Raw genomic sequence first — 26,350 nt, 5'->3', positions numbered from 1 at the left:
ATTTATAATCAGAAGTTTTCTATTTTCAAAGCGGAGCTTTGAGGAAAGACGAACGTAGAGAGTCAATCTTATAGTAAATCAAGCTTGCTTGAATTTATAATCAGAAGTTTTCTATTTTCAAAGCGGAGCTTTGAGGAAAGACGAACGTAGAGAGTCCATGAGAAGGAATAATTAAGAATAAGTTTTTTATCTAAGAGAAGCTCAATATGATTTAAAGTGATTGGTGATTTCTAATAAAATCAGTTTAATATATAAAAGTGTATTTTTGAGTATAGGCCTTAACTAAAGCTGAAAAGAATTTTAAAACAAAAATGCACAACCTACTAGCGATTATTCTACAACACAAACAAGAACTTTCACCTCAAGCAGAGTTGGTATTTAATGCCTTATTGTTTTTTATTATTTCTATCGCGTTTTTTTTTATGCTATTTAAGCTGTTTAATTTTATTGAAATGGCTTACATAGAGTACGTTAAAAAACATCTGTTTTACAATCATTTATATGTTATTAAAAAGAAACTCTCCAATGAGCGCAAGGCAATACTTAGACAAAAAATTAAATTTTATAATAACTTATCTAGAAAGCATAAATCTTATTTTGAACATAGGGTTAATAGAACGATAAATCGTACCGAATTTATTGGTAAAGAATTGGAGGTAAATGACGAAATGAAGGTTGTAATTTCTGCAACATTAGTTAAACTTACTTTTGGTTTAAGAGATTACAAAATTGATTCTGTAGAACGTATTTTAATTTATCCTGAAGAGTTTTATTCAAGAACCAATAAAAACTACCATAAAGGTGAATTTAACTTCGGATATAGAGCGTTAGTGTTGTCTTGGAAAGATGTATTACATGGTTACCATGTAGAAGATGACAATCTTAATTTAGCAGTTCATGAGTTTATTCATGCTATTCATTTTTATTACATGAATGTTAGAAAACGAAGTACGAGTTCTGCAATATTTTTGGATTCCTATTATGAACTTACACAAGATTTAGACACCAATAGTAATTTAAAAGAAGAGCTAGTGTCGTCGAAGTATATTAGAGAGTATGCCTTTACCAACCAATTTGAGTTTTTAGCTGTAATTATTGAAACCTTTATCGAAACTCCACAAGAATTTAGGTCTCAATTTCCAGAGATTTATAATAAAGTAAAAGGAATGCTTAATTTTAACTTTAAAGGCTATTAATTATAGTTTAATAACGGCCTGAAGCATGTATTGAAAGTGATTGTTATCAAATTGTCGGTCTTTTGCGTTAACTGCAAATTTCCCAACACCTTGAAGTCTTATACCTACATTGTCTGAAACCCAAATTGTACCTCCAAAGACTAAATTACCAGATGAGTTCAACTCATTAACCGAGAAAATACCAAAACCAGCACCAGCATAAAGATCTATCCAATCTGCAGTAAAAAGTACATCAGAGAAATAGTATTTAATATACGTATTAGAAGAAATATAAAGATAGTCTTCTTTTAAAATACCACCATCGATTTCATTTTTAACTTCATATCCATTGAAAGTTAAATCTTGTTCAATAGCAAAATATTTTGACCATTTATGCTCTATAGCTAATGCCAAAGGGTTTTTGAATTGAAATTCACCTAAGCGAGCAAAAGGTTGCCTAGTACCTAAGCTTCCAACAGCATTAACGCCGACCATAAGTTTCCATGGAGCATCTATATAATCAGATTCTTCAGTAATATCATATTCCGTTTCTGAAGTTGTTTGTGAATGACCATTAAAATTAAATAACGTCACTAATATTAAAAGTAAAACTAAATTTCTCATAGTTAAAAAATAATGTAAATCAAATATATGCTTTAAGCACTAATTTACAAAGAAACAGTAAACATATTACATTAAAAAGTAATCACTTAAGAATTTTTAAGCTTTGTTAGACCAAAAATTCTTTTATAATCTTTAACGATATCCTTTCTGTAGTTTTTGTTTTTAAAAAAGAACCATATTCTACTTGTAATAAGTGTGCTCAAAAATTGAATCTTTCTTATCATATAATCTATGCTTTTTCTTAAAAAAGGATACTTTAATTTTAATAAAAACAAATTATTTATAAATAGATTTGATTTGAAAGCATCAAAATCAGTAAAGAAAATCTTGGCTATTGAGAAGTAGTTTTTGAAATAAGCTGGTTTAAACTTATCATCATAGCTAAAATCATGATTCCTTTTTATGATAAGTAAATCATAAATAGATTTAAGGCTTATTCGGCTAAAAGTATAACCCGAATCATTAGCTTGAAAATTCAAAATTGAATGGAATAACAAGTGTTGATTAGAAGGTACATACACGTTTTGTACTAGTTCTTTAGAATTTAAAATGTCTTTAACAGCTAAAACACCATTATAAGATTTCAAAAGTACTTTGCTGTGAATTTCCACAGCCGCCAAATTCAAATTATGTTGTAATCGAGGCAAATGCTTATTGTCGAAATATTTTGCGCTAATGCCTTGTGTCGTCTCGATATAGTTGTCTTTTATTAGTAATTGATAACTGTCATCAATTTGATCGTCATTAACCAAGATGTCAATATCACCAAGCATTCTTTCTCCAAAATCATTATAATAATTTTTGATTAAGTATGCACCACCTTTTAAAAACACATAATCTATATTGTTTTTATTGAATATTTCAGCAATATTTTTAATCTCATTTAGTAAGGTATTGTTTCTATTTCTATTAATGGATGTTATTTCTTCTAAGTATAAACACAAATCTTCAGGAAGGTACTTTAATAAATTCTTTGCTTTTAGTCTACAATAGCAGGTTGTTAAAACAAGATAATCACTCGCAATAAACACAAACTGCTCCCAATCTATGGTATTGGAAGTCATCTTTTGTTGCAAAGTTTTAATGGAGTTTTCAAAACTCAAAATATCTGCAATTAATTGAAGGGTGTATTTATATGAATTTTTTTGTGAAGACAATAGTTTTTATTAAGTACTTAAAAGTAAGTAAAAACTTTTATGATTCTTCGAAGAGATCTTTAAATTTTGAAATGGCAAAGTCATTATTGTTGTAATTCAATTCGTAACACTTAACATTTTTAAACCAATTTATAAATTTTAAAGCATGTGATTCTTCTGGAGAAATCCAAGAATCTGGAATTAAAGTTTCAAGAATTTTTTCAGGTGATACAAAGCTAAGATGATCTTTCTTCGAAGCATCGTATTTTACATATACAATTTTATGACATTCAAAACTTGCTGGAAGACTTTCATAGCTAATCACAGGAGGTACATATTTAATATTTACCTTTTTTGGACCGTTGGTATGAGTTTTTAATAAATCTATGCCCTTTAAATAAGGCTTTAATGCATCAAAAGCTCCTTTTTTAATGGATGTAGCTGCAGGATAACGATATAGTTCAAGATTGTCTTCATACAGAGGCGTGAAGTCATCACAAAGGATGTCATAGCCATGAGCCATTAACAACACTGAAAGTGTGCTTTTTCCATTACCTGAATCTCCAATAATCATTATGGACTCTTTTCCATTTGATATTGTAGAGGCATGAAATGTTGCTACCCAGTTATTGATATCCTTTTTATGAATTGTATTTGTAAGCTCTAAAGCAAATTTCCCTTGAAGGAAATGGAATAAATCCGTTTTATAGCTGCCTATATGCACTCCGTTTTTTAAGAGGTGTAAGTCATCATTTAGTTTGAAAACGTTAAAGAGGACATCATAATTAGAAGTGTTTTCTATAGAATGGTGATTCATTTGAGGATGAACCAAACCTTTTAGAATTTCAGAGTCATAACGAATACATACAATCGAGTCAGAAAACTTATAACAATGTTCAATATAGGAGTCAGGAACTGTTGACACTTTATTAGAAATTACGTCTTCCTCTCTTTCTATATTGGCATCTTTCAAAAACCCTGAGATATCATCATAAAGCGTATTAGCTTGAATCGGATTAAGTTGAAAGTTCGTTGACAAGTTATCAACAAATGAATCCCGACTTTCGTCAGGATTCATATAAAGTTTTATAAGATTGCTATTTACTTTTGATGTAACAACATATCTGTTTGATTTTTCAAACCAAAGTAAAACAGTATCTTCATTAATATCATGAATTAACTTTGGAGACAGATTTGTTCTCAAATCAAAAAAATAGATTTAATCGAAAGGATTTCCTCCTGGATCTGGTGGAGAAGAAGCTTGCGCTTGTTTAGGGTTTAAAATGATGAACGTTCCAATTGCTGTTAAAGCAGCATACTTGCTCATCTTTGTAATTGCCTCCTTACGAGTAATTTGGTTTTGTGATTCTAATTTTTTCATTTTATTGTTGTGATAAAGGCCAAAAATAATAAAATTATTTTAATGTCATTAATTTTTGACCTATTTTTTATAAAAATTATTTAGTCTAATATAACTTTCTTAGTTTGTTCTTGACTGTTGTTTTGAACAGTAACAATATAAACTCCAGCGTTCACACTTGAAACATCTATACGGTTTTGTAAAATAGAGTCATTAAGCTTCGTGCTTAACACTAATCTACCTTGAATGTCGTATAGGTTTAACATAGTATTCTCTTCTGCTAATTGGCCACTTATTACAAGTTCATCAGAAGCATTTACTGCAAAGATGTTTAACATATCAAGACTGTTGTCTAAAGTTGATAAAGCATCCTCTGAAGCTCTTAAGAAGAAACGTCCAGTTCCTGATAACGCTGTTGATGGCGTCATTACGTAGTCAGAGTTGTTTAATAATGTTAAAGTGTTTTCAACCACATCTTCAAGATATACATTAACAGAAGCTGGTAATGTCATGTCAGAAATACTAAACGTAATTTGCTCACCTTGATTTGCATTTACACCTAAAGCGATTGTCACATCAGAAAGGTTACTTGAGTTTAATGCTTGTAAAGCCATTGGTTTACCAACATTATCTTGAACTAAGTGAGAGTAGATTCCAAACTCAGGTGGCGTATCACCCCAAATTCCTGCATCGTATCCTACATCAAATCCTTGACTTGCGTTAGAATTAAAGTATAAATCAGTATTATATGATTTATCATTTGCACTTACATTAAGTATTAAATAAGTTAAAGCAGCATTACGACCTACAATAAAGTCATCACTACTACCTGTACTTCTCATAGCAGGAGTAAACTCTAAATCAAAAGCAGCAGTATTAGCTGCATTAGCACTCACAAAGAATCCTTGCCCAGGAGCCATTACTGTTGATGGTGTAGTCGTTGCTAGGTTGTAAATTGTCCAACCGTTAAGTGCACTTCCATCATATCCGTAGATAGCAGCTGTTGTTGCATCAAATAATGCAAGGTTAGTGGCACCACCAACATCATGATTAAGGAAATCCTGAACATTAATATAAGAAGGATAAGGATTACCAACAAGGTTCCAAATTTCGTTGTTAGATCCACCGTTAATAATGTCATTTGTTACAGTACCATTATTTGCAGTTCCAGTAAAAGTTACTGAGCCATTGTCTGTAGTTCCAGTTCTGTATCCTACACCAGGATCAAGAGTTGAAGTTTCAGTACCAGCCCAATTCACATACTGTCCAGTAACCTTTTCAAACGGTCCAAATAAATATAAAGTACCATTATTTAAAATGTTAGAGTTAGCCGCTGCAAACGTATTAAATGCTTGACCTGTTAAAGGCGCAGAAACTAAATCGTTACTTCCTGTAGATCCAGAACCATTCATATTTACATGACGTTCGTAAGTCATTGTGCCAGCTACCGTACCGTCAAGTATCAAACTTGAATAACTCGTAGCGCTAGATTCTAATGTCATACCACTAGCTGTTGTAAGTGTTACTCCTATATCAACAGTAAGCCCAGCACCAGGATTAACTGTCATCGAGTCACATGATAAATCAGAACTCAATACAGCATCACCAGCCGCAATAACAACATCATCATCAGTCGATGCAAAACCCATTGGGTTGAATGGCGCCCAAGTACCACTTGTGTATGTAAAGGTTGTTGGTACATTATCATAAATAACTACATCATCCAAATACCAATTGTCACCATCGTCATTTGCCATAACAAAGGCGACGTAAACTGTTGCTTCACTTGCATAAGCAGATAGGTCTACACTAAATTGATCGTAACTATCGACTGAAAAATCAGCCTCTGTGTATGTTTGAACTGTAGTAAATGATGCATGATCAGTATTAGTGGTAGATACTCGTATTGTATAAACAGTACCATAGTCTGTTCCAAAATCTTCTGACGCATAGAAAGATAATTCTGGGTTTGTAGCGGTACTCATATCAAGAGCAGGAGTTACTAACCAATCTTCTGCACCTGTTGCGACATTTTCATATCGTACAAATGCTGCTGATGATCCACTGTTAGAAAATCCAGCCGTTGTCCAATCAAATCCTGTTCCTTCACCATTGGTGCCTCTAAACGACGTCCAACATGTTGGAGGTACACCGCTTTCGAAGCCTTCAACTAGAGGTAAAGAAAATGTATTACAAGCCGTTGAAAAATTCACAGGTCCAATCCATGCACCTAACTGTCCGCCACCACAATCAGAACGCACATATACTTCGTAGTCTGTTTGAGCTGTTAATCCAGCTGCGTTATATGGATTACTAGTTGTTGCTGTGCCAGCACCACCAGGTGTTCCTGTTCCTTGAGCTTGTATTGCTACTTCCCAATCTGTTTCAGAACCACCATTGGTCCAATCAATATCAGCTGTAGTTGCACTTATGTTAGACACAGCAATACTTGATACATCAGGACATGCAGGAGGCGTTCTCACTACAAATTGCCCAACAAGGAAATCATAATCTTCTGCGTCATTAACCGTACCATCTGATGCCCAAATTGCGAATCGCACATCTGTACCAGTTGTTCCAGTTAAATCTTCAGTATATTCTGTACCAGCTAAAGCTGGTTGGTTTCCAACATTCCATGTTGTAAGATTAGTCCAAGTTGTACCACCATCTGTACTCATTAATAATTGTACCTCATCATCAGATCCCATAGTAGCAGCTGTAAATCCATCTTGCCAGTCTGATACTGCAACGTTGACAACTAATTCATATCCATCAGCAGATAAATCAAAAGCTGGTGATAATAACCATTCTCTATCAGTATTGCCAGCAAATAAATTAATTGCATTGGCATCTCCTACAGCATAAGAGGCACTTGTGTCTCTCCAATCAGAAGCTCCTAGTCCACCAGGACCAGCAGCAACTTCACCGCTTCCAGCTTCATCCCAACATGAATCTGGTACATTTGTTGACATATCTGCTGTATAATCAGGTACAATTGCCGTACAATCTGTAGTGAAATCTACAGGTCCAACCCAAGTACTAAAACCATTACCAGCACCAGTACAATCTGCTCTTACATATACTTCGTAAGCTGTATTTCCTGTCAATCCACTTTCAGTATGTGGGTTGTTTGTCGTTGCAGTTCCAGATCCAGGAGTTCCCGTTCCATCAGCTTGAACAGCGATTTCCCAATCCGTTTCAGAAGCACCATTAGTCCAACTAACAGTTACAGAATCACCTGTAAAGCTATCAATAGTTAATCCGGATACCTCAGGACATAACGCATCTGTAGTAAAATCAAATGGACCAACCCATCCTCCAAAATCAGTTCCTGCAGTACATTCTGCTCTTACATATACTTCGTAAGCCGTACTTGGAGATAAGCCACTTTCAGTATGTGGATTATTCGTTGTATTTGCTCCAGAATTATCTGCAGTACCAGGAGTTCCTGTTCCATCAGCTTGAACTGCTATTTCCCAAGCAGTTTCACTTCCAGCTGCTGTCCAACTAATTGTTGCAGACGTAGTTGTTGAGCTATCAAGTGTTAAACCTGATACATCAAAACATGTAGCGCCTGCCGTAATTGATAAATCGTAAGTTGTAGTTTGAGGCGACGCCCAAGTAGAGACTACTATATAATATGTTTCGCCATTGGTGACAGGAAAAGCTGTAATGCTTAAATCTGCAGTACTACTGGTATTCGTGTCTCCAGCCGCACATGATGTGCCTATATCTGCACAATCGTTGTAGATAAATACACCTGTGTAAGTATCCGTAATATTTGTTAGGTCAACATTTATAGAACCATCTGCACTAGCAGTAAAAGAGTAGACTTTATCATCACCATTTAAATAAGATGAAGTTGATCCACATCCACTAGCGCCAGGAGATCCTGAGTAATCATCACCAAAACCAGATGTAGTTTCAGCAACAGCTACGTAAGGTAAACTACTTGCATCAACTGGACTATTACAATCTGTGCCTAATGGTGGTGCAGCTTCAACAGTAAAAGATTCTTCTGAACAACTAGAAGCATCACCATTTAAATTATAAGGTGTAATTGTTGTATAATATGTTGTGCTATATGATAGTCCAGCTGGAGTGTAAGATGTTGTATTTCCTAAGTCTAAAGTACCTCCTGAAATATCAGTTCCTCCCATTGAAGAACCAACTGCAATTTTGTATCCTGAAGGTCCTCCAGTTGCTGCAGACCAAGTTAATGTTCCGTCAATAGCAAAATCTGTCGTAGCAGAAGTTAAGCTAGAATCACAGTTTGGTGGTGTAGCAGCCACTTGATTTGCATAAAAATCATCGATATAAAAGTAATAATCGCCAGCAGCCCAAGTATTAAATACTCTAAATCTAAGATCTGAACTCGTTGGTACTGAAGCACCAGGAATAGTAACACTAAACGTTGTACAAACGTTAGAGTTGCTATCATTAGAATCATCAATAGTACCAGCGGTAGTCCAAGTAGTACCATCGTTGGTAGAATACTGTAAAGCTGCATTTCCCCAACCATCAGCCGTAGCTACAGTTGCAGCAGACCAATCCACAACTTTATAGCTGATAGAGAATGTGATATCGGTTCCATTAGATGCAGCCACCTGATTAGGAGAAGTCATGCTTCCTCCTGCAGCTGTAAAAATGTTGTCTCTTTCAGATTGCCCAGCACAAACTTGTGATGTTGTGTTAGCATAAGTGTCTGTCCATCCCGCAGGAGTACCAGAATCAAAATCTTCGTCAATTGACACTTGTCCGTACGAGCACACGGCTAATAAGGAAAAGAGTAAAAATGTAAATTTTTTCATAAGTTATTCTTGTTTTAATTAAAACTTGTTTAATAACTTAAATAGGAAAAAAATGGTGGTTTGGGATGGTAAACAATTGCAATAAGTTACAGAATGTTAAGCCGAATTACAAATATATAAAAATGAAAGTGTTATCAAAGATTTTGTTAAAAAATAAAGTGATTATTCTTAAGAGATAATACAATTTTATGAATACCATAAAAAAAGCGCACTACTATTGTAGTGCGCTTTAAAGATTTATTTAAAAAGTATTTTATTTAAGAATCACTTTCTGTGATTTTTCCTGATTGTTATTTTGAACATTAACTACATATATACCACCACTTAAAGATGATACATCAATACGATTTTGTAATACGGTAGAATCAAGTTTTGTACTAAGTACTAATCGCCCTTGAATATCATAAAGATTAAGCATGGTGTTGTTTTGTAATTGACCACTAACAACTAACTCTTTAGAATCGTTTAATGCATAAATATTTAAGGTGTCAAGACTGTTTTCAATTGTAGATAATGACGTGTCATTGGTTCTAATAAAGAAACGACCAGCTCCAGCTAATTGTGTTGCTGGTGTAAATACATAATCTGAGGTATTTAGTAATGTCGTTGTGTTTGCTACAACATCATCAAGGAAGATTTCTATTGTAGGTGGTAATTCGTTAAGCGACATAGAAAATGTTAGTTGCACACCTTGACTAGCTCTTACACCTAAAGGAATAGTTGTATCGTCAAGATTACTAGGATGAAGTGCTTGAATCTGATACGCATCACCTTCATTTTCTTCAACTAAATATGAAAATACTGAGAACGGAGGATTAGTAAAAAGTTCAGCATCAAATCCTAAATCAAAACCAGCACTAGCATTTGGGTTGAAATAAAATTCAGTATCAAAAGAATTTGTATTAGAACTTAAATTCAGTGTAAAATGGATTAAAGTTCCATTGGCATTACGACCAACGATAAAATCATCAGTAGTTCCAGTAGAACGCATACTTGGTGTGAATTCTAAATCATAAAGAGGTGCATTAGTTGCATCAGCACTTACAAAGAATCCTTGTCCAGGCGCAATTACTGTTGCAGCTGTAGTTGTTGCTAAGTTGTATATGGTCCAGCCATTTGAAGCATCACCATCATATCCGTATATGGCAGCTGTTCCTGAGTTGAATAAACTTAGATTTGAAACACCTGTACTTACTTCATGATTAAGAAAATCCTGAACATTAATATAAGAAGGATATGGATTCCCAACAAGGTTCCATTCTTGTTCTTGTGGCCCTGAATTTAATATATCTACAGCTACGCTGCCAGTTGGTGTTGTTCCTGAAAAGGCTAATGTAGCTCCAGAATCTGTAGCAGCTCTGTATCCTGTTCCGCTGGTAAGTGTTGCAGATGTTGCATCTGTATAGTTTTCATAAGCACCTGTGGTTTTATTAAAAGGTCCAAAAGCGTACGTAGTAGGACCCGTATTGCCGTCATCTAAAAGCGCTGTTCCATTCGTTGTTAAAAAACTCGCCCATGATTGAGTAACTGGAGAAGACACTAAATCATTTCCATTGGCATTAGAATTTACATATCTATTATAAGTAATTGTTCCAGTTGCACTATTTGGAATGATACTAGAATATTGCGTACTTGTAGATGCTAAATTTAAAGCACCAGAATTATTTAAATTTCCAGAAACAGTTACATTACTGTTTGAGGGGATATTTAAAGTACTACCACTTTGAACATCTAAATAAGGAACTGTAATGTTTCCAGAAGAACTAACAGTGCTATTTCCAGTTACTGTATATAAGCTATAAAACTCTAAAGAGTTCACAAATAAATTTCTTTGACCAGCTCCACCATCGTTATTGGTACCAGCACTTACATTATAAAATCTAATATTTTCAATCGTTCCAGGACTGATGCTTCCAATAGTTCCACTTTCACTACCAGAAGAACCTCCTGAGCGCACTGCAGTCCATGATACGTCTGTAGCATTTTGAGTAAAGGTAAATGTAATGACTGTATTAGAATCGTAAGCATTTCCATAGAGTCCTGAAGTCCCAGTAATATTGTATTCGTCACTTCCAACATTGAAGTTTATTATAGTAGCGTTTGCAGAATTTCTCAAATCAAATCCTTTATTACCATCTCTAAAATTAACACCAACCGATACTACAAATGAATCCCCTTCTTCTAAAGATTTAGGCATAGTCGTTGTTGCTCCAGAAACAGCACCATTACCACTATTGGCAAACATACCAAAGGAATCTCCACTAACATCTAAAGCTGTAGAGAATGAACCTATAAAACGTCCAGCAAATCCACCACCTGGTGTTGCAGTATCAAAAGTCCAATCACTAAAACCTGTGCCTTGGTTAGTCGTTCCCCAACTACCACCATAATTGTTGGCATCATCTTCACCAACAGAAAAAACAGTTGTTCCTAGTTGCGCTTGAGCACTACCAGTGAGTAAAATAGTAATAAGTAGAATGTATAAATTCTTCATAATCAAATTAATTTTTATGTAATTAGTATGTAAATATATAAAAGTTTTTATACTGCATTAAACGAAAACGTTTTCGTGTTGATAAATTAATAGTAATGGATTAAAAAATTAGCAATATTGTAATTCACTGTTTTTTAATCAAAAAGCGCACTACTATTGTAGTGCGCTTTAAAGATTTATTTAAAAAGTATTTTATTTAAGAATCACTTTCTGTGATTTTTCCTGATTGTTATTTTGAACATTAACTACATATATACCACCACTTAAAGATGATACATCAATACGATTTTGTAATACGGTAGAATCAAGTTTTGTACTAAGTACTAATCGCCCTTGAATATCATAAAGATTAAGCATGGTGTTGTTTTGTAATTGTCCACTAACAACTAACTCTTTAGAGTCGTTTAATGCATAAATATTTAAGGTATCAAGACTGTTTTCAATTGTAGATAATGACGTGTCATTGGTTCTAATAAAGAAACGACCAGCTCCAGCTAATTGTGTTGCTGGTGTAAATACATAATCTGAGGTGTTTAGTAATGTCGTTGTGTTTGCTACAACATCATCAAGGAAGATTTCTATTGTAGGTGGTAATTCGTTAAGCGACATTGAAAATGTTAGTTGTACACCTTGACTAGCTCTTACACCTAAAGGAATAGTTGTATCGTCAAGATTACTAGGATTTAGTGCTTGAATCTGATACGCATCACCTTCATTTTCTTCAACTAAATATGAAAATACTGAGAACGGAGGATTAGTGAAAAGTTCAGCATCAAATCCTAAATCAAAACCAGCACTAGCATTTGGGTTGAAATAAAATTCAGTATCAAAAGAATTTGTATTAGAACTTAAATTCAGTGTAAAATGGATTAAAGTTCCATTAGCATTACGACCAACGATAAAATCGTCAGTAGTTCCAGTAGAACGCATACTTGGTGTGAATTCTAAATCGTAAAGAGGTGCATTAGTTGCATCAGCACTTACAAAGAATCCTTGTCCAGGCGCAATTACTGTTGCAGCTGTAGTTGTCGCTAAGTTGTATATGGTCCAGCCATTTATAGCATCACCATCATAACCGTAAATAGCGGCTGTACCAGCATCAAATAAATTTAGGTTGCTTACACCAGTACTAACTTCATGGTTAAGAAAATCCTGAACATTAATATAAGAAGGATATGGATTCCCAATTAGATTCCATTCGTTTTCAGCAGGTCCAGAATTAATAATGTCCTTAGTTATTGTTCCATTATTTGCAGTACCAGTAAATGTAAATGTTGAGTTGTCATCTGATGCAGCTCTATATCCAACACCAGCATCTAAAGTTGCAGTTTCTGTATCAGCATATGTCACATATTCACCAGTAGTTTTATCAAAAGGGCCAAATAAGAACAATGTACCTGCGCCATTACTTAAAATATTTGGGTTAGCCGTAGCGAAAGCACTAAATGCTTGTCCTGTTAATGGTGCTGATATTAAATCGTTACTTCCCGTTGTTCCAGAACCATTTATATTAACATGTCGTTCATAATTTATTGTTCCACTAACAGTTCCATCTAAAATTAGACTTGAAAATGATGTAGAACTAGACTCTAAAGTTAATCCATTAGAAACTGTAAGTGTTATTCCAGAATCCACAGTAAGACCAGCTCCAGCATTTACTGTTACACTATTACACGTTGTACCACTATCAATAGAAGCATTACCAGAAGCAATAATGATATTGTCACCTGAAGCAGCTGCTCCATTTGGGTCACTAGGTGACCAAGTGCCAGAGAATGTGAAGGTTACAGGATAAGCAGATCCAGGTGTTCCACCATTGTTATCTGAAGCAGCCCAACTTGCTGCTAATGTATTATCACTTGAAACATCAATTAATTCTAAAGAAGGACCAGTGCCATCTGGTGTAGTTGGCCAAGGAGAACCATCATCGTAAATTACTGTATCGATAGTTACGTTAGAACTACTAGGATCATAAATAACAGCTATAGTTGCTGTACTATTTACTAAATTATTACTATCATCTGTTGTTGCAGCAGGAGTAGCAATGGCACTAACATCTGGCGTAAAAGGGTTATCGTCATTAAATGTACCATCACCATCACTTCCCAAGGCTATGGTTAAGTAACTTCCATCGGTAATTACAGTGCTACTAAAATCGAAAGTACTTCCACCATAAGATATTCTCCAATCGGAGTCCAATGTTATATCCGAACCAGATGCATTATAGATTTCAATCCACTCATCATCAGTTCCTGAAGAATTATACATGATTTCTGTAATAACTATATCTCCAGCGATTGGTGCAGTTGTTGGTGTGCCGGAATCAGACGCACCTGCGCTCCAAGAAGTAGTTTTTCGAGCAAAGGCTGTAAAATGATATGTTGTTCCGTTTGTTAAACCTGTAACAGTAACCGATGAACCTGTCCCTTTATATACAGCATATTCGTTTGTTCCTAAATCTGTACCTGAACCAAAAGTAGCGTTAGCAGTATATGCTGAACCATCTCCTGTTGGTGAAACCGATACAGCAGAAGTTGCTTTAGCTACAACTAAAATGTCATCAAAACAACTACCATTCGTCCAATTTAAATCAACAGTTGTATTTCCTGCAGTTGCAGTAAAAAGAGTAACATCTGTTGGTGTTGAGCAATCTGTTGTAAAATTTCCAGTCAATTCAGTTAATTCATAGCAGGTTCCTGTAGTGTTGTACTCATAAACCGCTACATGATATTCAGTAGCTGAGCTTAAGCCGGTAATGCTAACTGTGCTTGCAGTCGTACCTGCATAAACAGCATAATTTCCTGTGCCTATTTGATCTCCTGAAGAAAAAACAGTATTAGCAGTATAAGACGTTCCATTTGTAGGATCTGTATCCACAGCAGAACCTGCTTTAACGACTACTAAAACTTCATCTCCATCACCAGACGTCCAGTTTAAGGTAGCAGTAGTATTAGTTATAGAGGTTGTATTATATGCGGTAGCTTGAGTTGTTGGAGCGGTACAGCCTCCTCCTGTTGAAGGAGCTATTCCAAAACCTTCGTCACCATTAGTTCCTGCAGGATCAGTATTGACTGTGCTAAATCTAGTACTTGGATCAGTCCATCCATCAGTATCACCAGTAGTTAAACCTGAATTTAATTCTATATTTTGGTTTCGAGTATCGACACCACTACCAGTCCAACTTGAACCAGGGTCGGAACCCGCAGTACCAAACATGTCAGTTATGGTTCCTCCATATTTTACAACAAGTGCATCATCTCCATTGAAAGTAAACGCCTTCGTAAAGTGCGTGCTTCCATTTGCTATAGTAACTGTAGCCATATCCGAAGTACCAATAACTATGACATCTCCATCAGCTAATGTACCAGTAGATAATGTAAAGTCTGCGCTTGGAGTTGCTCCATTTGTACCTTTTTCAATTACAAGATTATTAGTTGAAAAGTCCAATGTTGCACCTGTATTATTCCAAATTTCAATTCCTTTAGGAGTTGTGCCAGAATTGGTTTCTATATACTGGCTTATAATTTGACTATACCCCAAGCCAGTCATTAAAAGGGCAATTAAAAGTGTGTAAATTTTTTTCATAGCATTATTGTTTTTTAATTTATAATATCTTGATAGTAAGTTAATTTGAAAGTGGAGCGGATGCAAATATAGTGTAAAGTTGTTAATGTTGAAACTTCAAAATATTAACAAATGTTTAAATCGTCTTAATATTTGAAATTATCTATAGTTACTTTTATGACACTCTAATTTAAATGAAGTCACTAAATCTAAAAATAAAACGTACTGGAATTCAATATAACTCTTGTGTTTAAACTGTTTTATGTAATTGAACAAAAAAAGCACACTAATTTTAGTGTGCTTTTGTATTCAAAACTGTTATTGTTTAGTTGATAATAACTTTTTGTGTTTTTTGTTGTGTGTTATTTTGTACAGCAACTATGTAAACACCACCACTTAATGAAGATACATCAATATGGTTTTCATTATTTGTTGCATCAAGCTCCACTGATATTACATTTCTGCCTTGAATATCAAATAGATTTAAAACAGTATTCTCTTTTATTTGTCCGCTAACTATTATTTCTTTAGAAGAGTTTAAAGCGTAAATATTAAGTGAATCAAGACTGTTATCTAAGTTTGATAAAGCATCTTCAGATGCTCTCAAGAAGAAACGTCCAGTACCTGATAAAGCTGTTGTTGGTGTAATCACGTAATCAGAATTATTTAATAAAGTTACGGTGTTAGCCACTACATCTTCAAGATATATATTGACAGAAGCTGGTAAATTCATATCATCAATGCTAAACGTTAATTGCTCACCTTGATTTGCATGCACTCCTAAAGGAATAACTACATCTGAAAGATTAGACGAATTAATAGCTTGTAAAGTCATCGCTTTTCCAGCGTTATCTTGTACTAGATGAGAATAGATAGCTAAATCGGGAGTAGTATCTCCAAATAGAGCAGCATCATATCCTAGATCGAATCCAAGACTTGCATTAGCATTAAAATAAATGTCAGTACCAAAAGCATTACTAGCTGTACTCGCTTTTAATGACACATAATTTAATTCAGCATTACGACCAACGATGAAATCATCGCTAGATCCAGTACTTCTCATTGCAGGTGTGAACTCTAAATCAAAAGCTGCAGTACTAGCTGCATCAGCACTTACAAAGAATCCTTGACCAGGAGCAATTACAGTAGACGGAGTTGTCGTTGCTAAATTATAAACTGTCCATCCATTTAGTGCACTTCCGTCATATCCGTAAATAGCTGCGGTTGGAGCGTCAAACAATTGAACGTTTGTTACACCACCAACATCATGTAAAAGGAAGTTTTGTACATTCAAGTATGATGGGTAAGGGTTTCCTACTAAGTTCCATTCTGCGTTATTAGATCCACCATTTACGATGTCATTACTAACATTTCCATTTTCAGCAGTACCTATAAATGTAAGCGCACCATTATCAGAAGTTGCAGCTCTATATCCTATACCAGCATCAAGTGTAGCTGTTTCGGTTCCTAAATAAGTTACAAATTGTCCAGTAACCTTTTCAAATGGTCCAAATAAATACAAAGTTCCATTATTAAAAATATTGGAGTTTGCTGAAGCAAAACTTGCAAAGTCTTGTCCTGTTAATGGAGCAGATATTAAATCGTTACTCCCTGTAGTTCCAGATCCATTTACGTTAACGTGACGATCATAAGTCATCGTTCCTGTCACAGTTCCATCAAGAATTAAGCTAGAGTAACTAGTAGAACTAGATTCTAGAGATAAACCATTTGTAGGCGTAAGTGTCACTCCAGTATCTATTGTAAGACCAGCTCCAGGATTAACGGTTACACTATTACAAGTTGTATTTGCATTTATAGAAGCATCACCAGAAGCAATGACAATATCATCACCTAATGTAGCCGTTCCGTTTGGATCACTTGGAGACCAAGTGCCATTAAAGGTATATGTAATTGGAGCTACATATTCTGTTCCTGGAGTACCTCCATCATAAAACCCAGAAGCTATCCAACTTGCACCCAATGTATTATCAAAAGTTAGATCAATTAACTCTAATGAAGGTCCATTTCCATCTGCAGCACTATGCCAATCAGGCGCACCATCATCATAGGTTACTGTGTCTATAGTTGTATTTGCACCACTTGGTTGGTATATTAGTTCTATCGTCGCAGAGGTATTTCCAAGGTTGTTGCTGTTATTTGTAGTATCAGCTGGAGTACCAATAGTACTAACATCTGGCGTAAAAGGATTATCATTATTATAAATCCCATCACCATTACTACCTAAGGCAACAGTTAAATAAGTATTAGCTGTAATCACAGTACCAGTAAAATCGTATGTAGAAGACCCGTAATTCAACCTCCAATCAGCATCTAAAGTAATATCTGCACCAGAATCGTTATATAGTTCTATCCACTCATCATCAGTACCAGATGAGTTAAACATTATTTCAGAAATGACAATGTCACCAGGCATTGGTACAAATCCATCATCATCAAGAATGGTTAAGTCAAATGTGTTGTTAACTCCTACAACAGCAGCATTTCCTCCTGCTACATTTTGTATTTCGAAAGTAAAAACCTCTGTTGATTCGATGACTAAGTCGTCAGTAATAGTTACTGTAACAGTTTGGTTGCCTGAAGTTCCAGCTGGAAACGATACTGATTGAGTAGTGTATGAATTAAGATCTGCTGCATCACCTGACGTTAAAACTACGTCAAAATTTGTTGCATTTGTAGCATCTTCAAAAAGGATTTCAAAAGTTAAATCATAAGTTCCAACTCCTTCGAATACAGAATCACTAGTTGATGCGAATTGCACTGAAGTATCAGTTGATCCTTCAATAACCAGAAACTCTGAAACTGAGTAGCCATCGCCACCTCCATTTTCAGAGAATTCAAATCCTACTTCTAAGTCCGTAGCTCCTGAAACATCAATATTAGTTAAAGCATAATTCACAGGGTCTCCATTTGTTGACGCTATAGGAGTTTCAACTCTAGCACCACCATCAAGGATATAGAAATACGTAAAATTGTTTTCACCTGCACCAACATTTACACCAGTAGCAGTGATATCAACAACACTAATTCCGGTCACATCAATTATTTGACTTGTAAAAATACCTTGGCCACCCCAATCATCACTAAATAAATCTCCACCTACAACTTCGAATATGTTATCCGAACCATCAGTAGATGGTGCAGTATCGTAAGATAAACTCCAAGCGTTAGGCGCAGTGCCAAAAGGACCTACTGATGCAGGACCTACTGCTGGAGGTGAAGCGGTTGAATGTGCGGGAAATCCGTCACCATCATTTGAAAAGTCGGCATCATATAAAGTGCCAGGAATTACAGCCTCATCATTTTCTAAAATAGTTAAATCAAAAGTGTTATTTGTTCCAACTGCTGCAGCATTACCTCCTGCAACATTTTGAATTTCAAAAGTAAATGTTTCGTCTAATTCTTCTATAATATCATCAGTAATGGTAACTGTGACATTTTGAGTTCCTCCCACTGTTGCAAGAAATGTAACAGGAACAGTAACATAACTATCTATATCTGCAGCATCACCAGCAGTTAAAACAACATCAAATGTAGTGTCATTAGTAGCATCTTCATTTGTAATTGCTAAGACTAAGTCATAAGTACCAGAATCTTCTGCTACAGACGCAGATGTACTAACAAACTCAATACTTGTTGGTAAAGCGCCTTCTTGAATTAAAATATCCGTAACGTTCCATTCTTCAGGACCTGAACCTGCAGCGCCATCATAATAGAATGCTAAGTAAGCTACACCTGTGATTCCAGAGGCATCAACTACAGTAACAGAGTCGGGAGAGAGACCAAAACCTGTTGATGTATTGTTAGGGTCAAACGCTAATGCTGTCCATGTAAATCCTGTTGGGTCACCATATCCTGGGTAGTCGGTCGAATAGCGTAATTCAAATTCTTCAAAATCATTAATATCATCTCCAAATTGTTCCGACGTTGTTACAGCAATGTTTTCATTACTAGTTAAACTAAAATCAATACTGAAATTAGAGATTAACCAATCAATATCATCAGGATTTGGAAACCCGTTCATTGTATATTGGCCAGCAGCGCAAGTCCAAGAATTACTTCCGCTTTGACTATATGGAGCCCATAGAGCAGCACCACAATCTGCAAAGTCTTCCGTATATGGTAAGGCAATTGTTGGAGGTGCATCATTATTTGTTATAGTCAGGTCAAAGGAACTATTTGTTCCAGCGCCTGCATTACTTCCACCTGTAACATTTTGAATTTCGAAAGTGAAAACTTCGTCATCTTCAAAAACCAAATCATCAGTAATTGTTATTTCGACAACTTGATCTGCTGCAGAACCACTTGGAAACGTTACAGTTTCTGTAACATAATTATCAATATCTGAATTATCTCCAGCAGTTAGCACAACATCAAAACTTGTTGCTACTGCGTCTTCATTTATAATTGTAAACTCTAATTCAAAAGTTCCAAAGCCTTCTGAAACTGAAGCTGAGGTTGCAGTAAAACTAACTTCGGTGTCAGATGCACTCCCAGATATAGTAAATGCCGTAGTTGAAATAGGTAAGATTAAGTTACCGTTTGAAGGTTCTATTTGCCAATTAGCAGTATTCATTATTAAAGGTAAATAATCAGCAAAAGCAGATTCACTAGAAATTGATCCAGTATACTTAAAACCATCATTATCATTATTAAAATCAATGAAATCTAACCCGACAGTTAGACCCGAACCTGTAAGAGTTGAAGTACCTAAATCACTGGCTATTCCTGCTAAAAAACCAGGTGTAGGCATAACAGCCGTACTAGGTTGGCTTAACAGCGCAAATAATTCTTCATTACTTGCTCCTAAATTGGCTGAACCACCAGATACAGTACCTATATTAACAGTAGGTGAACTTCCGTTAGTGTTTTCAATTAGAATTACAGTACCAGCAAGAATTGTACTTGTGTGCGACCATTCAATTTCTCCTTCATTAAGGTCAGCAAATGAATCTCCATCCCATTCATTATCTGTAAACCAAATACTTGTGTTTGCAGGAATATCTACTAAGGTTACAAAAGCAAATTCATCAGTTCCGTCAGCATTAAATGCTATGAAAGCGATATCGCCTGGATTTGATTGTGAAAACCCTAAACCAGTAATTAATAGGGCTAGTAAAAGCGTGTAAATTTTTTTCATTGTAATATTGAATTTTATATTTGAATGCAAGACAATTTAATATTGTCGCGACTATAAAGATAACATAAAGTTGTTAATGATGACCCTTCAAAATATTAACAAATGATTAAATACCGAAATTGTTAATAATTTTTTTGATGATATTAGAATGCTTAAATCTGGGATTTGGGTTGTTTTCAAATTTAGAAAAAGTATATTTTTCAGGTCTTAGCTGATTTATTTTAGGTATACAGCAAAAAAAAGCACACTAAAAAAGTGTGCTTTTATATTTTAAACTGATATGTTTAATTGATAATAACTTTTTGAGTTTTCTGTTGTGTGTTATTGTAAAGGTTAACAATATATGCACCAGTCATTAAATTGGAGACATCAATTTGATTTGTTGTCGCTCTACTATCTAATTCTGAAGTGTGAACTTGTCGTCCTTGAATGTCGTAAATATTGATTTTAGTAGTGCCTTGAAGTTGACCTTTTATAAATATCATTTTTTGAGATTTATTGGCATACACTTGAATAGCGTCTAAATTATCTTCAATTACGGATAAGGCATCTTCTGAAGTTCTTAAGAAGAAACGTCCTGTTCCAGATAATGCGGTTGCAGTTGAAACTACATAATTAGAAGTGTTAAGTAGTGTTGTTGTATTTGTAACTGTATCATCAAGATATACATTTATTGATGAAGGCATTGTTGAATCTGCTATACTAAATGTAATTTGCTCACCTTGGTTTGCATGAATTCCTAATGGAATAGTTGTTGCAGATACATCTGTAATATTTAAGGATTGTAACGCTATAGGTTTACCTTCATTATCCTCTACTAAGTGCGAATACATTGCAAATTCTGGAGTAGAGCCAAAAAGTGTTGCGTCATATCCTGAATCCATTCCAAGACTTGAATTGTTATTGAAGTAGAATTCCGTTGTATACGAATCAGTAGCTGTACTTGCATCGAGTTTTAGATAAATCAATTCGTTATTACGACCTACAATGAAATCGTCACTTGTTCCAGTAGATTGCATATCTGGTTTAAATTGTAAATTATAAGCAGCTACATTTTCAACATTTGCACTTACAAAAAATCCTTGTCCAGGAGCCATAACTGTCGACGCATTTGTATTTGCTAAATTATAAATAGTCCAACCATTAGTAGCATTACCATCATAACCATAAATGGCAGCAGAAGTTGGTTCGAATAAGTTAATATTCTTTACTCCAGGACTCACTTCTCCACTAAGAAATGATTGAACATTTAAATATGAAGGATAAGGGTTTCCAACCAAATTCCATTCTTCAAACGACGGTCCAAAATTTTGAATATTCACCATTATGGTGCCAACAACACTATTTCCAGAAAACGTTAGAGTTGTTCCTGAATCTGTTGCAACTCTATAACCAATACCATTTGTAAGGGTCGCAGAAGTTGTACTGTTATAGTTACTAAAATCACCAATTGATTTATCAAAAGGTGCAAATGCATAGGTTGTTGGTGATGTATTTCCATCATCTAAAAGGTCTGCGGCATTATTACCTGCACTTAAGAAGTTTGACCAGCTAGTATTAAATACAGGAGATGACACTAAATCATTACCGTTAGCATTAGAATTCACAAATCTATTATAATTAACTGTTCCAGAAAAGGAGCCATTCACTATAAAACTTGAATAGGTAGTCGAATTCGACTCAAGAGAGATGCCACTTGACGCTAAAAGATTTACACTATTGTTTACTGTTAGGCTAGCTCCAGGATTTACTGTAACTGAATTACAACCAGTGTTAGCTGTTAAAGCTGCATTACCAGAAATGATGATTAAATCACTACCAGAAGGACCAGCAGAATTTGTGCCACTTGGATCACTTGGTAACCAAGAGCCATCAAAAGTATAGGCAATATAAGTTTCAGAAATTCTAAGAAAAAAACGTCCAGTTCCCGATAAGGTACTCGCTGGAGTAACAGTATAGTCGGTATTATTTAATAACGTCGAGGTATTAGTAACTGTATCATTAAGATAAACGTTTGCTGAAGCAGGTAATGTTGACTGAGAGATACTAAACGTTATTTGTTGACCTTGATTTGCATTTACGCCTAACGGAATAGTGACATCTGAAAGGTCAGTAGTGTTTACGGCTTGCAAAGCTAAAGCTAATCCTGCATTGTCTTCAACTAAGTGCGAATAAATTGCAAAATTTGGAATAACACCAAAAAAACCAGCATCATATCCTACATCGAAACCAAGAGTCGCATTATCATTAAAATAGATATCAGTATTATAAGAATTACTGTTCGAGCTCAATCTTAATTTCAAATGCACTAATTCTGTAGTTTGCCCATAACCAATAGTACATATAGTTAGTGCAGCTAAAAGTGTAAGTTTTTTTATCATAGCGGTAATTATTATGTGATCTAAAATTTATCTTGATTTTACTAAAGGAAATGATTGTCAATATTTTAGAACATGCAAATATAGTGTAAAGTTGTGAATGACAAAACTACAGTATTGCAACAACTTATTCTCGTAGTCTTGGACACCTGATTATGTAAAAGGTCACCAGCTTTTTTGAACAAATATGGATAAGTCTAATTACAACTGTTTATTTGTATTTATGTAATACGAATTTTTGATTTTTATAAAACCAAAATAGATTCAATTTGTCTTTTATTTTGTTTTAGATTTGCATCAGCTTGAAAAAAAATTTAATTAAAGCATTTTGCAATGCAAATTTTGTTTTTAATTAATTTAAAATTAAGCAATACGATTAAATTCGTGAAACCAATTAAAAAAGTTGTAGATAGACGTTGAGCGTTAAGAATAAAATAATGAAGGGTGGTTTTTTTCTAGGAATAACTAATGTTATTTCCCAGTTAAATGCAATCGTTCTAAATATCATATTAGCTACTTTGTTATTTGCTGAAGATTTTGGCTTAATAGCATTGGCTACAACTTTTATTGGCTTTATAGCTATGGTCTTTAGTATTGGTTTTGGTTCTGCTGTTATTCATTATAACGATTCAACCCAGAAACAAATTTCTACACTGTATATCCTAAACTATCTTGTTTCCACAGCTACATTTCTAATTGTATTCTTTTCAGCACCTTATGCAGCCGAATATTATAACAATGCAGAAATTGAACCTTTAATCAAATGGTGTTCTATAAACATTTTAGTATATCCAATTTTTATTATCCATTATAAAATACTTGAACGAGATTTAGAATTTAAACTCATTAGTAAGATTGTCATTTATTGCAATGTGTTGAGTGCGATACTTTCAATTACAGCAGCATATTGTGGTATGGGAGTTTATGCTTTAATCGTACAAGCATTAAGTGCGACCTTTTTTAAACTTGTGTTTACTTTATTTTATAGTAAATGGAGACCAAATTTTCATTTTAATATTTCTGAAGTGAAGCATATGATATGGTATGCTGTAAAATATAGATTGTCTACAGGGTTTTTATATTTTGAAAGGAATATTGATTATTTAATTCTTGGTAAGTTCTTTAATTCATCAACCTTAGGGTATTATTCATTTTCATACAATGTGATGTATACACCTGTAAAAAGAATATCAAGCATATTTGCTGAAGTATTATTTCCTTCATTATCTAGTATTAAAGATGACTACAAACAAATAATTGATATCTACTTTAAATCGATGCAGCTTATTGGAATGGTAACATTTCCTATCATGGCTTTGATTTCTTTTAATGCAGATTGGGTAGTTTTAACTGTTTTTGGAATTAAATGGATTGGAGCTGTACCTATTTTAAAAATCTTGTGTTTTGCTGGAGCTTTTCAGTCTATTTCACAATTTGGTACAGTTGTTTTAGACTCCATAGGAAAGCCTGAATTGTCTCTTTATGTTTCGGTGTTTAGAGGAATTATAACAGTATTGGCAATTATCTTGGGGTTTTCATATGGTATTATTACTGTTGCTTATTTAATTTTAATTACCAAAGTTTTAGGTTGGCTGGTGGTCTTGTTTATCATCAGACTTAATGTTAAATTTAGTTTTATAACCCTTTACAAACATTTGAATGGTGTTTTCCTATCTGTGGCTGCATTGATTTTAAGTGAATGGTTAGTGTATTACTTTAATGTCTTACAAGGACAAGATTTTATAAAATTAGTAGCTCAAACGGTACTTGTTGGTGTTTTGATTTGGTTATTTTATAGTCATATTATTAAACAGTTTATTAAAAACGTATTCAAAAAGATTAAATGATTTTAGAATCATATAAGGGTAATTTGGGACTCATTAAGTCACTGCAAAACTTGATTGAAAGCAAATATGAAGACTTGTTTTTAGCTGTAATAGTTCATGGAAGTGTAGCAACAAATGAAGTTATTCCTTATAGTGATTTTGATGGCTTGTTAATTGTAAAAACAAACATGATTGATTCTCAAAAGTTGAAGGACTTTAAAATAGAATCCATGAAGTACATCTATAAGTTTGATCCATTGCAACATCATGGTTGGTTTCAAATAAATGAAAATCAGTTACTTGATTATCCTGAATACTATTTGCCACTGGCAGTTTTAGAAAAATCAAAAGGCATATATCCAGTTTCTAAAGACATTGATCTCAACATACAGATGAATAACCAACCTGATTATTTGATTGGTTTGTTTAAAATGATCAATCAACTTGAACAAAAGGCCATTACTAAGTGGAAACCAAAAAACATGTTTCAACTAAAAAGTTTTTTAAGTCAGATAATGTTGGTGCCTTGCTTATTTTATTCTGCAAAATATAAAGAAGGAATTTTTAAAAAGGAAAGTTTTCATGCCGTAAAAGCTATATTTAACCAATCGGAATGGTTAGTGATTGAACGCGCTTCTCAAATACGAAACGAATGGCATCCGCAACTAAATTATTTTCAAAAAAAGTTATTGCAAATTCCAATTAGATTAGTGAGAAAAGCAGTGGTCAGATTTATGCCAATACACATTCCAAAGCAACATCAAAAATTGATGAACGATGAGTTCTACAATAGTATAATATTATTAGTCGCTAAAATAAAAACAGAAATTTCATGAGAGTAAAGTTTATTGATTATCCTACCTTCATTGAAGTAAGTAAATATGATGAGCTTAAAAACAAGCTTGTGAATCAACTTATATCACATCCTTCAATTCTTAGTGTCTATCAAATGGGTTCTGTAAAAACTCCTGGTATTTCAGATTTAGATTTAATATGTGTTTTTCATAATGATTCAGAATGCAATCTCAACCTTAGAGGTGATTTGTCAAATGATGAAAAGAAAATTTTAACTCATGGCATTTTTGGTGTAGAAGAACAAGATTTAACTACTGCAATGACCTATAATTTATTGTCAAATCTTCAGTTGTTAGGTGGTAAAGATTTGTCACTTGGCAATGTATTGACAACTAAAGATCAAGGGTTAAAAACTCAAATCGCACTTGAGTATTTGTTAAAAATGTATATTGCATTAGATACCCAAACGACTTTGAAAATATCTAAACTTCGTTCGTTTTTGTTATTAGGAAAGGCTATTTCATTCGATTTAGAGCTGCTTAATATTAAAGATGGTGAATTGCATGATTTAGTAAAAAGAGTGTTTGATTATCGTGCGATATGGTTCGAAAATCAACCTAAAGAAAAAGAAGTTCTCAATTTGGTATTAAACTTTCACAAAGAGATTGAAAAATTGTTGAGCAACCTACTTATTGAACATAAATTCTACCTGCCATTTGAGGAGATTTATATGCCTGGAAATTTTAGTGTTAAAAAAGGAGAACGACTAAAAAGAGTTCACAAAGGAATTGTTCTACCAAATCAATTAAAGTTTTTTGGAAAGAAATATATAAATTTACAATATCGATTGAATAAGTTTGAATATGAACTTCCATTTGAAGTGCCTCAAGAAGGCACGATTATAAGTGACAGATTTGAATTTACTAAAAAACTAGTTTTAAAGAGCCGAAAAAGATTCCCATCTTTTGTACCAATTATGTCTAGTCTTTCAATGTATAATAATTACACAGATGAAAAATCTTAAACGTA

13 protein-coding genes are annotated in these 26,350 nt (G+C 34.1%); 4 read left to right on the top strand and 9 right to left on the bottom strand.

Features of this window, described 5'->3' with window-relative positions:
- The first annotated feature begins 311 nt into the window (after nt 1-311).
- The gene (locus VOI25_RS00565) at nt 312-1,196 is read left to right on the top strand and encodes a zinc-dependent peptidase (RefSeq protein WP_323786933.1); all 885 of its coding nucleotides are present in this window, start codon (nt 312-314) and stop codon (nt 1,194-1,196) included.
- Here the strand turns inward: VOI25_RS00565 and VOI25_RS00560 are convergent, their stop codons facing one another.
- From VOI25_RS00560 to VOI25_RS00520, 9 genes are all read right to left on the bottom strand, one after another.
- A complete protein-coding gene (locus VOI25_RS00560; RefSeq protein ID WP_323786931.1) occupies nt 1,197-1,799 on the bottom strand; it encodes a hypothetical protein in 603 nt (200 codons plus the stop codon).
- Nucleotides 1,800-1,885: 86 nt separating this feature from the next.
- On the bottom strand, nt 1,886-2,956 hold the full coding sequence (locus tag VOI25_RS00555; RefSeq protein ID WP_323786930.1) for a nucleotidyltransferase family protein: 1,071 nt from the start codon (nt 2,954-2,956) through the stop codon (nt 1,886-1,888).
- A 37-nt stretch (nt 2,957-2,993) separates the two neighbouring features.
- Complete coding sequence (locus VOI25_RS00550; protein WP_323786929.1) at nt 2,994-4,139, bottom strand: hypothetical protein; 1,146 nt, start codon at nt 4,137-4,139, stop codon at nt 2,994-2,996.
- Between the two features lie 15 nt (nt 4,140-4,154).
- Nucleotides 4,155-4,316, bottom strand: coding sequence for a hypothetical protein (locus VOI25_RS00545; RefSeq protein WP_323786928.1), 162 nt, complete (start codon nt 4,314-4,316; stop codon nt 4,155-4,157).
- A gap of 80 nt (nt 4,317-4,396) precedes the next feature.
- A complete protein-coding gene (locus VOI25_RS00540; protein ID WP_323786927.1) occupies nt 4,397-9,106 on the bottom strand; it encodes a T9SS-dependent choice-of-anchor J family protein in 4,710 nt (1,569 codons plus the stop codon).
- Nucleotides 9,107-9,359: 253 nt separating this feature from the next.
- Nucleotides 9,360-11,600, bottom strand: coding sequence for a T9SS type A sorting domain-containing protein (locus VOI25_RS00535; protein ID WP_323786926.1), 2,241 nt, complete (start codon nt 11,598-11,600; stop codon nt 9,360-9,362).
- Between the two features lie 192 nt (nt 11,601-11,792).
- Complete coding sequence (locus VOI25_RS00530; RefSeq protein ID WP_323786925.1) at nt 11,793-15,185, bottom strand: lamin tail domain-containing protein; 3,393 nt, start codon at nt 15,183-15,185, stop codon at nt 11,793-11,795.
- A gap of 304 nt (nt 15,186-15,489) precedes the next feature.
- The gene (locus tag VOI25_RS00525; RefSeq protein ID WP_323786924.1) at nt 15,490-20,322 is read right to left on the bottom strand and encodes a beta strand repeat-containing protein; all 4,833 of its coding nucleotides are present in this window, start codon (nt 20,320-20,322) and stop codon (nt 15,490-15,492) included.
- Nucleotides 20,323-20,606: 284 nt separating this feature from the next.
- Nucleotides 20,607-22,703: a T9SS type A sorting domain-containing protein gene (locus VOI25_RS00520; RefSeq protein WP_323786923.1), complete on the bottom strand. Its 2,097-nt coding sequence runs from the start codon at nt 22,701-22,703 to the stop codon at nt 20,607-20,609.
- Between the two features lie 434 nt (nt 22,704-23,137).
- Here VOI25_RS00520 and VOI25_RS00515 point away from each other — a divergent pair, with 434 nt between their 5' ends.
- Genes VOI25_RS00515 through VOI25_RS00505 form a run of 3 tightly spaced genes read left to right on the top strand, consistent with a single transcriptional unit; the run spans nt 23,138 to nt 26,345 of the window.
- Entirely contained in the window at nt 23,138-24,547 is a 1,410-nt protein-coding gene (locus VOI25_RS00515) for a lipopolysaccharide biosynthesis protein (protein WP_323786922.1), read from the top strand.
- On the top strand, nt 24,544-25,362 hold the full coding sequence (locus VOI25_RS00510) for a nucleotidyltransferase domain-containing protein (protein WP_323786921.1): 819 nt from the start codon (nt 24,544-24,546) through the stop codon (nt 25,360-25,362). The genes VOI25_RS00515 and VOI25_RS00510 overlap by 4 nt, the downstream gene beginning before the upstream one ends.
- Nucleotides 25,359-26,345 carry a hypothetical protein gene (locus tag VOI25_RS00505; RefSeq protein ID WP_323786920.1) on the top strand — a complete coding sequence of 329 codons (987 nt, stop codon included), beginning with the start codon at nt 25,359-25,361 and terminating at the stop codon, nt 26,343-26,345. The genes VOI25_RS00510 and VOI25_RS00505 overlap by 4 nt, the downstream gene beginning before the upstream one ends.
- The last annotated feature ends 5 nt before the right edge of the window (nt 26,346-26,350 follow it).

Origin of the sequence: Psychroserpens sp. (assembly GCF_034670085.1) — a bacterium.
Taxonomy (GTDB): Bacteria; Bacteroidota; Bacteroidia; order Flavobacteriales; family Flavobacteriaceae; genus Psychroserpens.
This window is presented reverse-complemented; position numbering and strand designations above follow the sequence as displayed.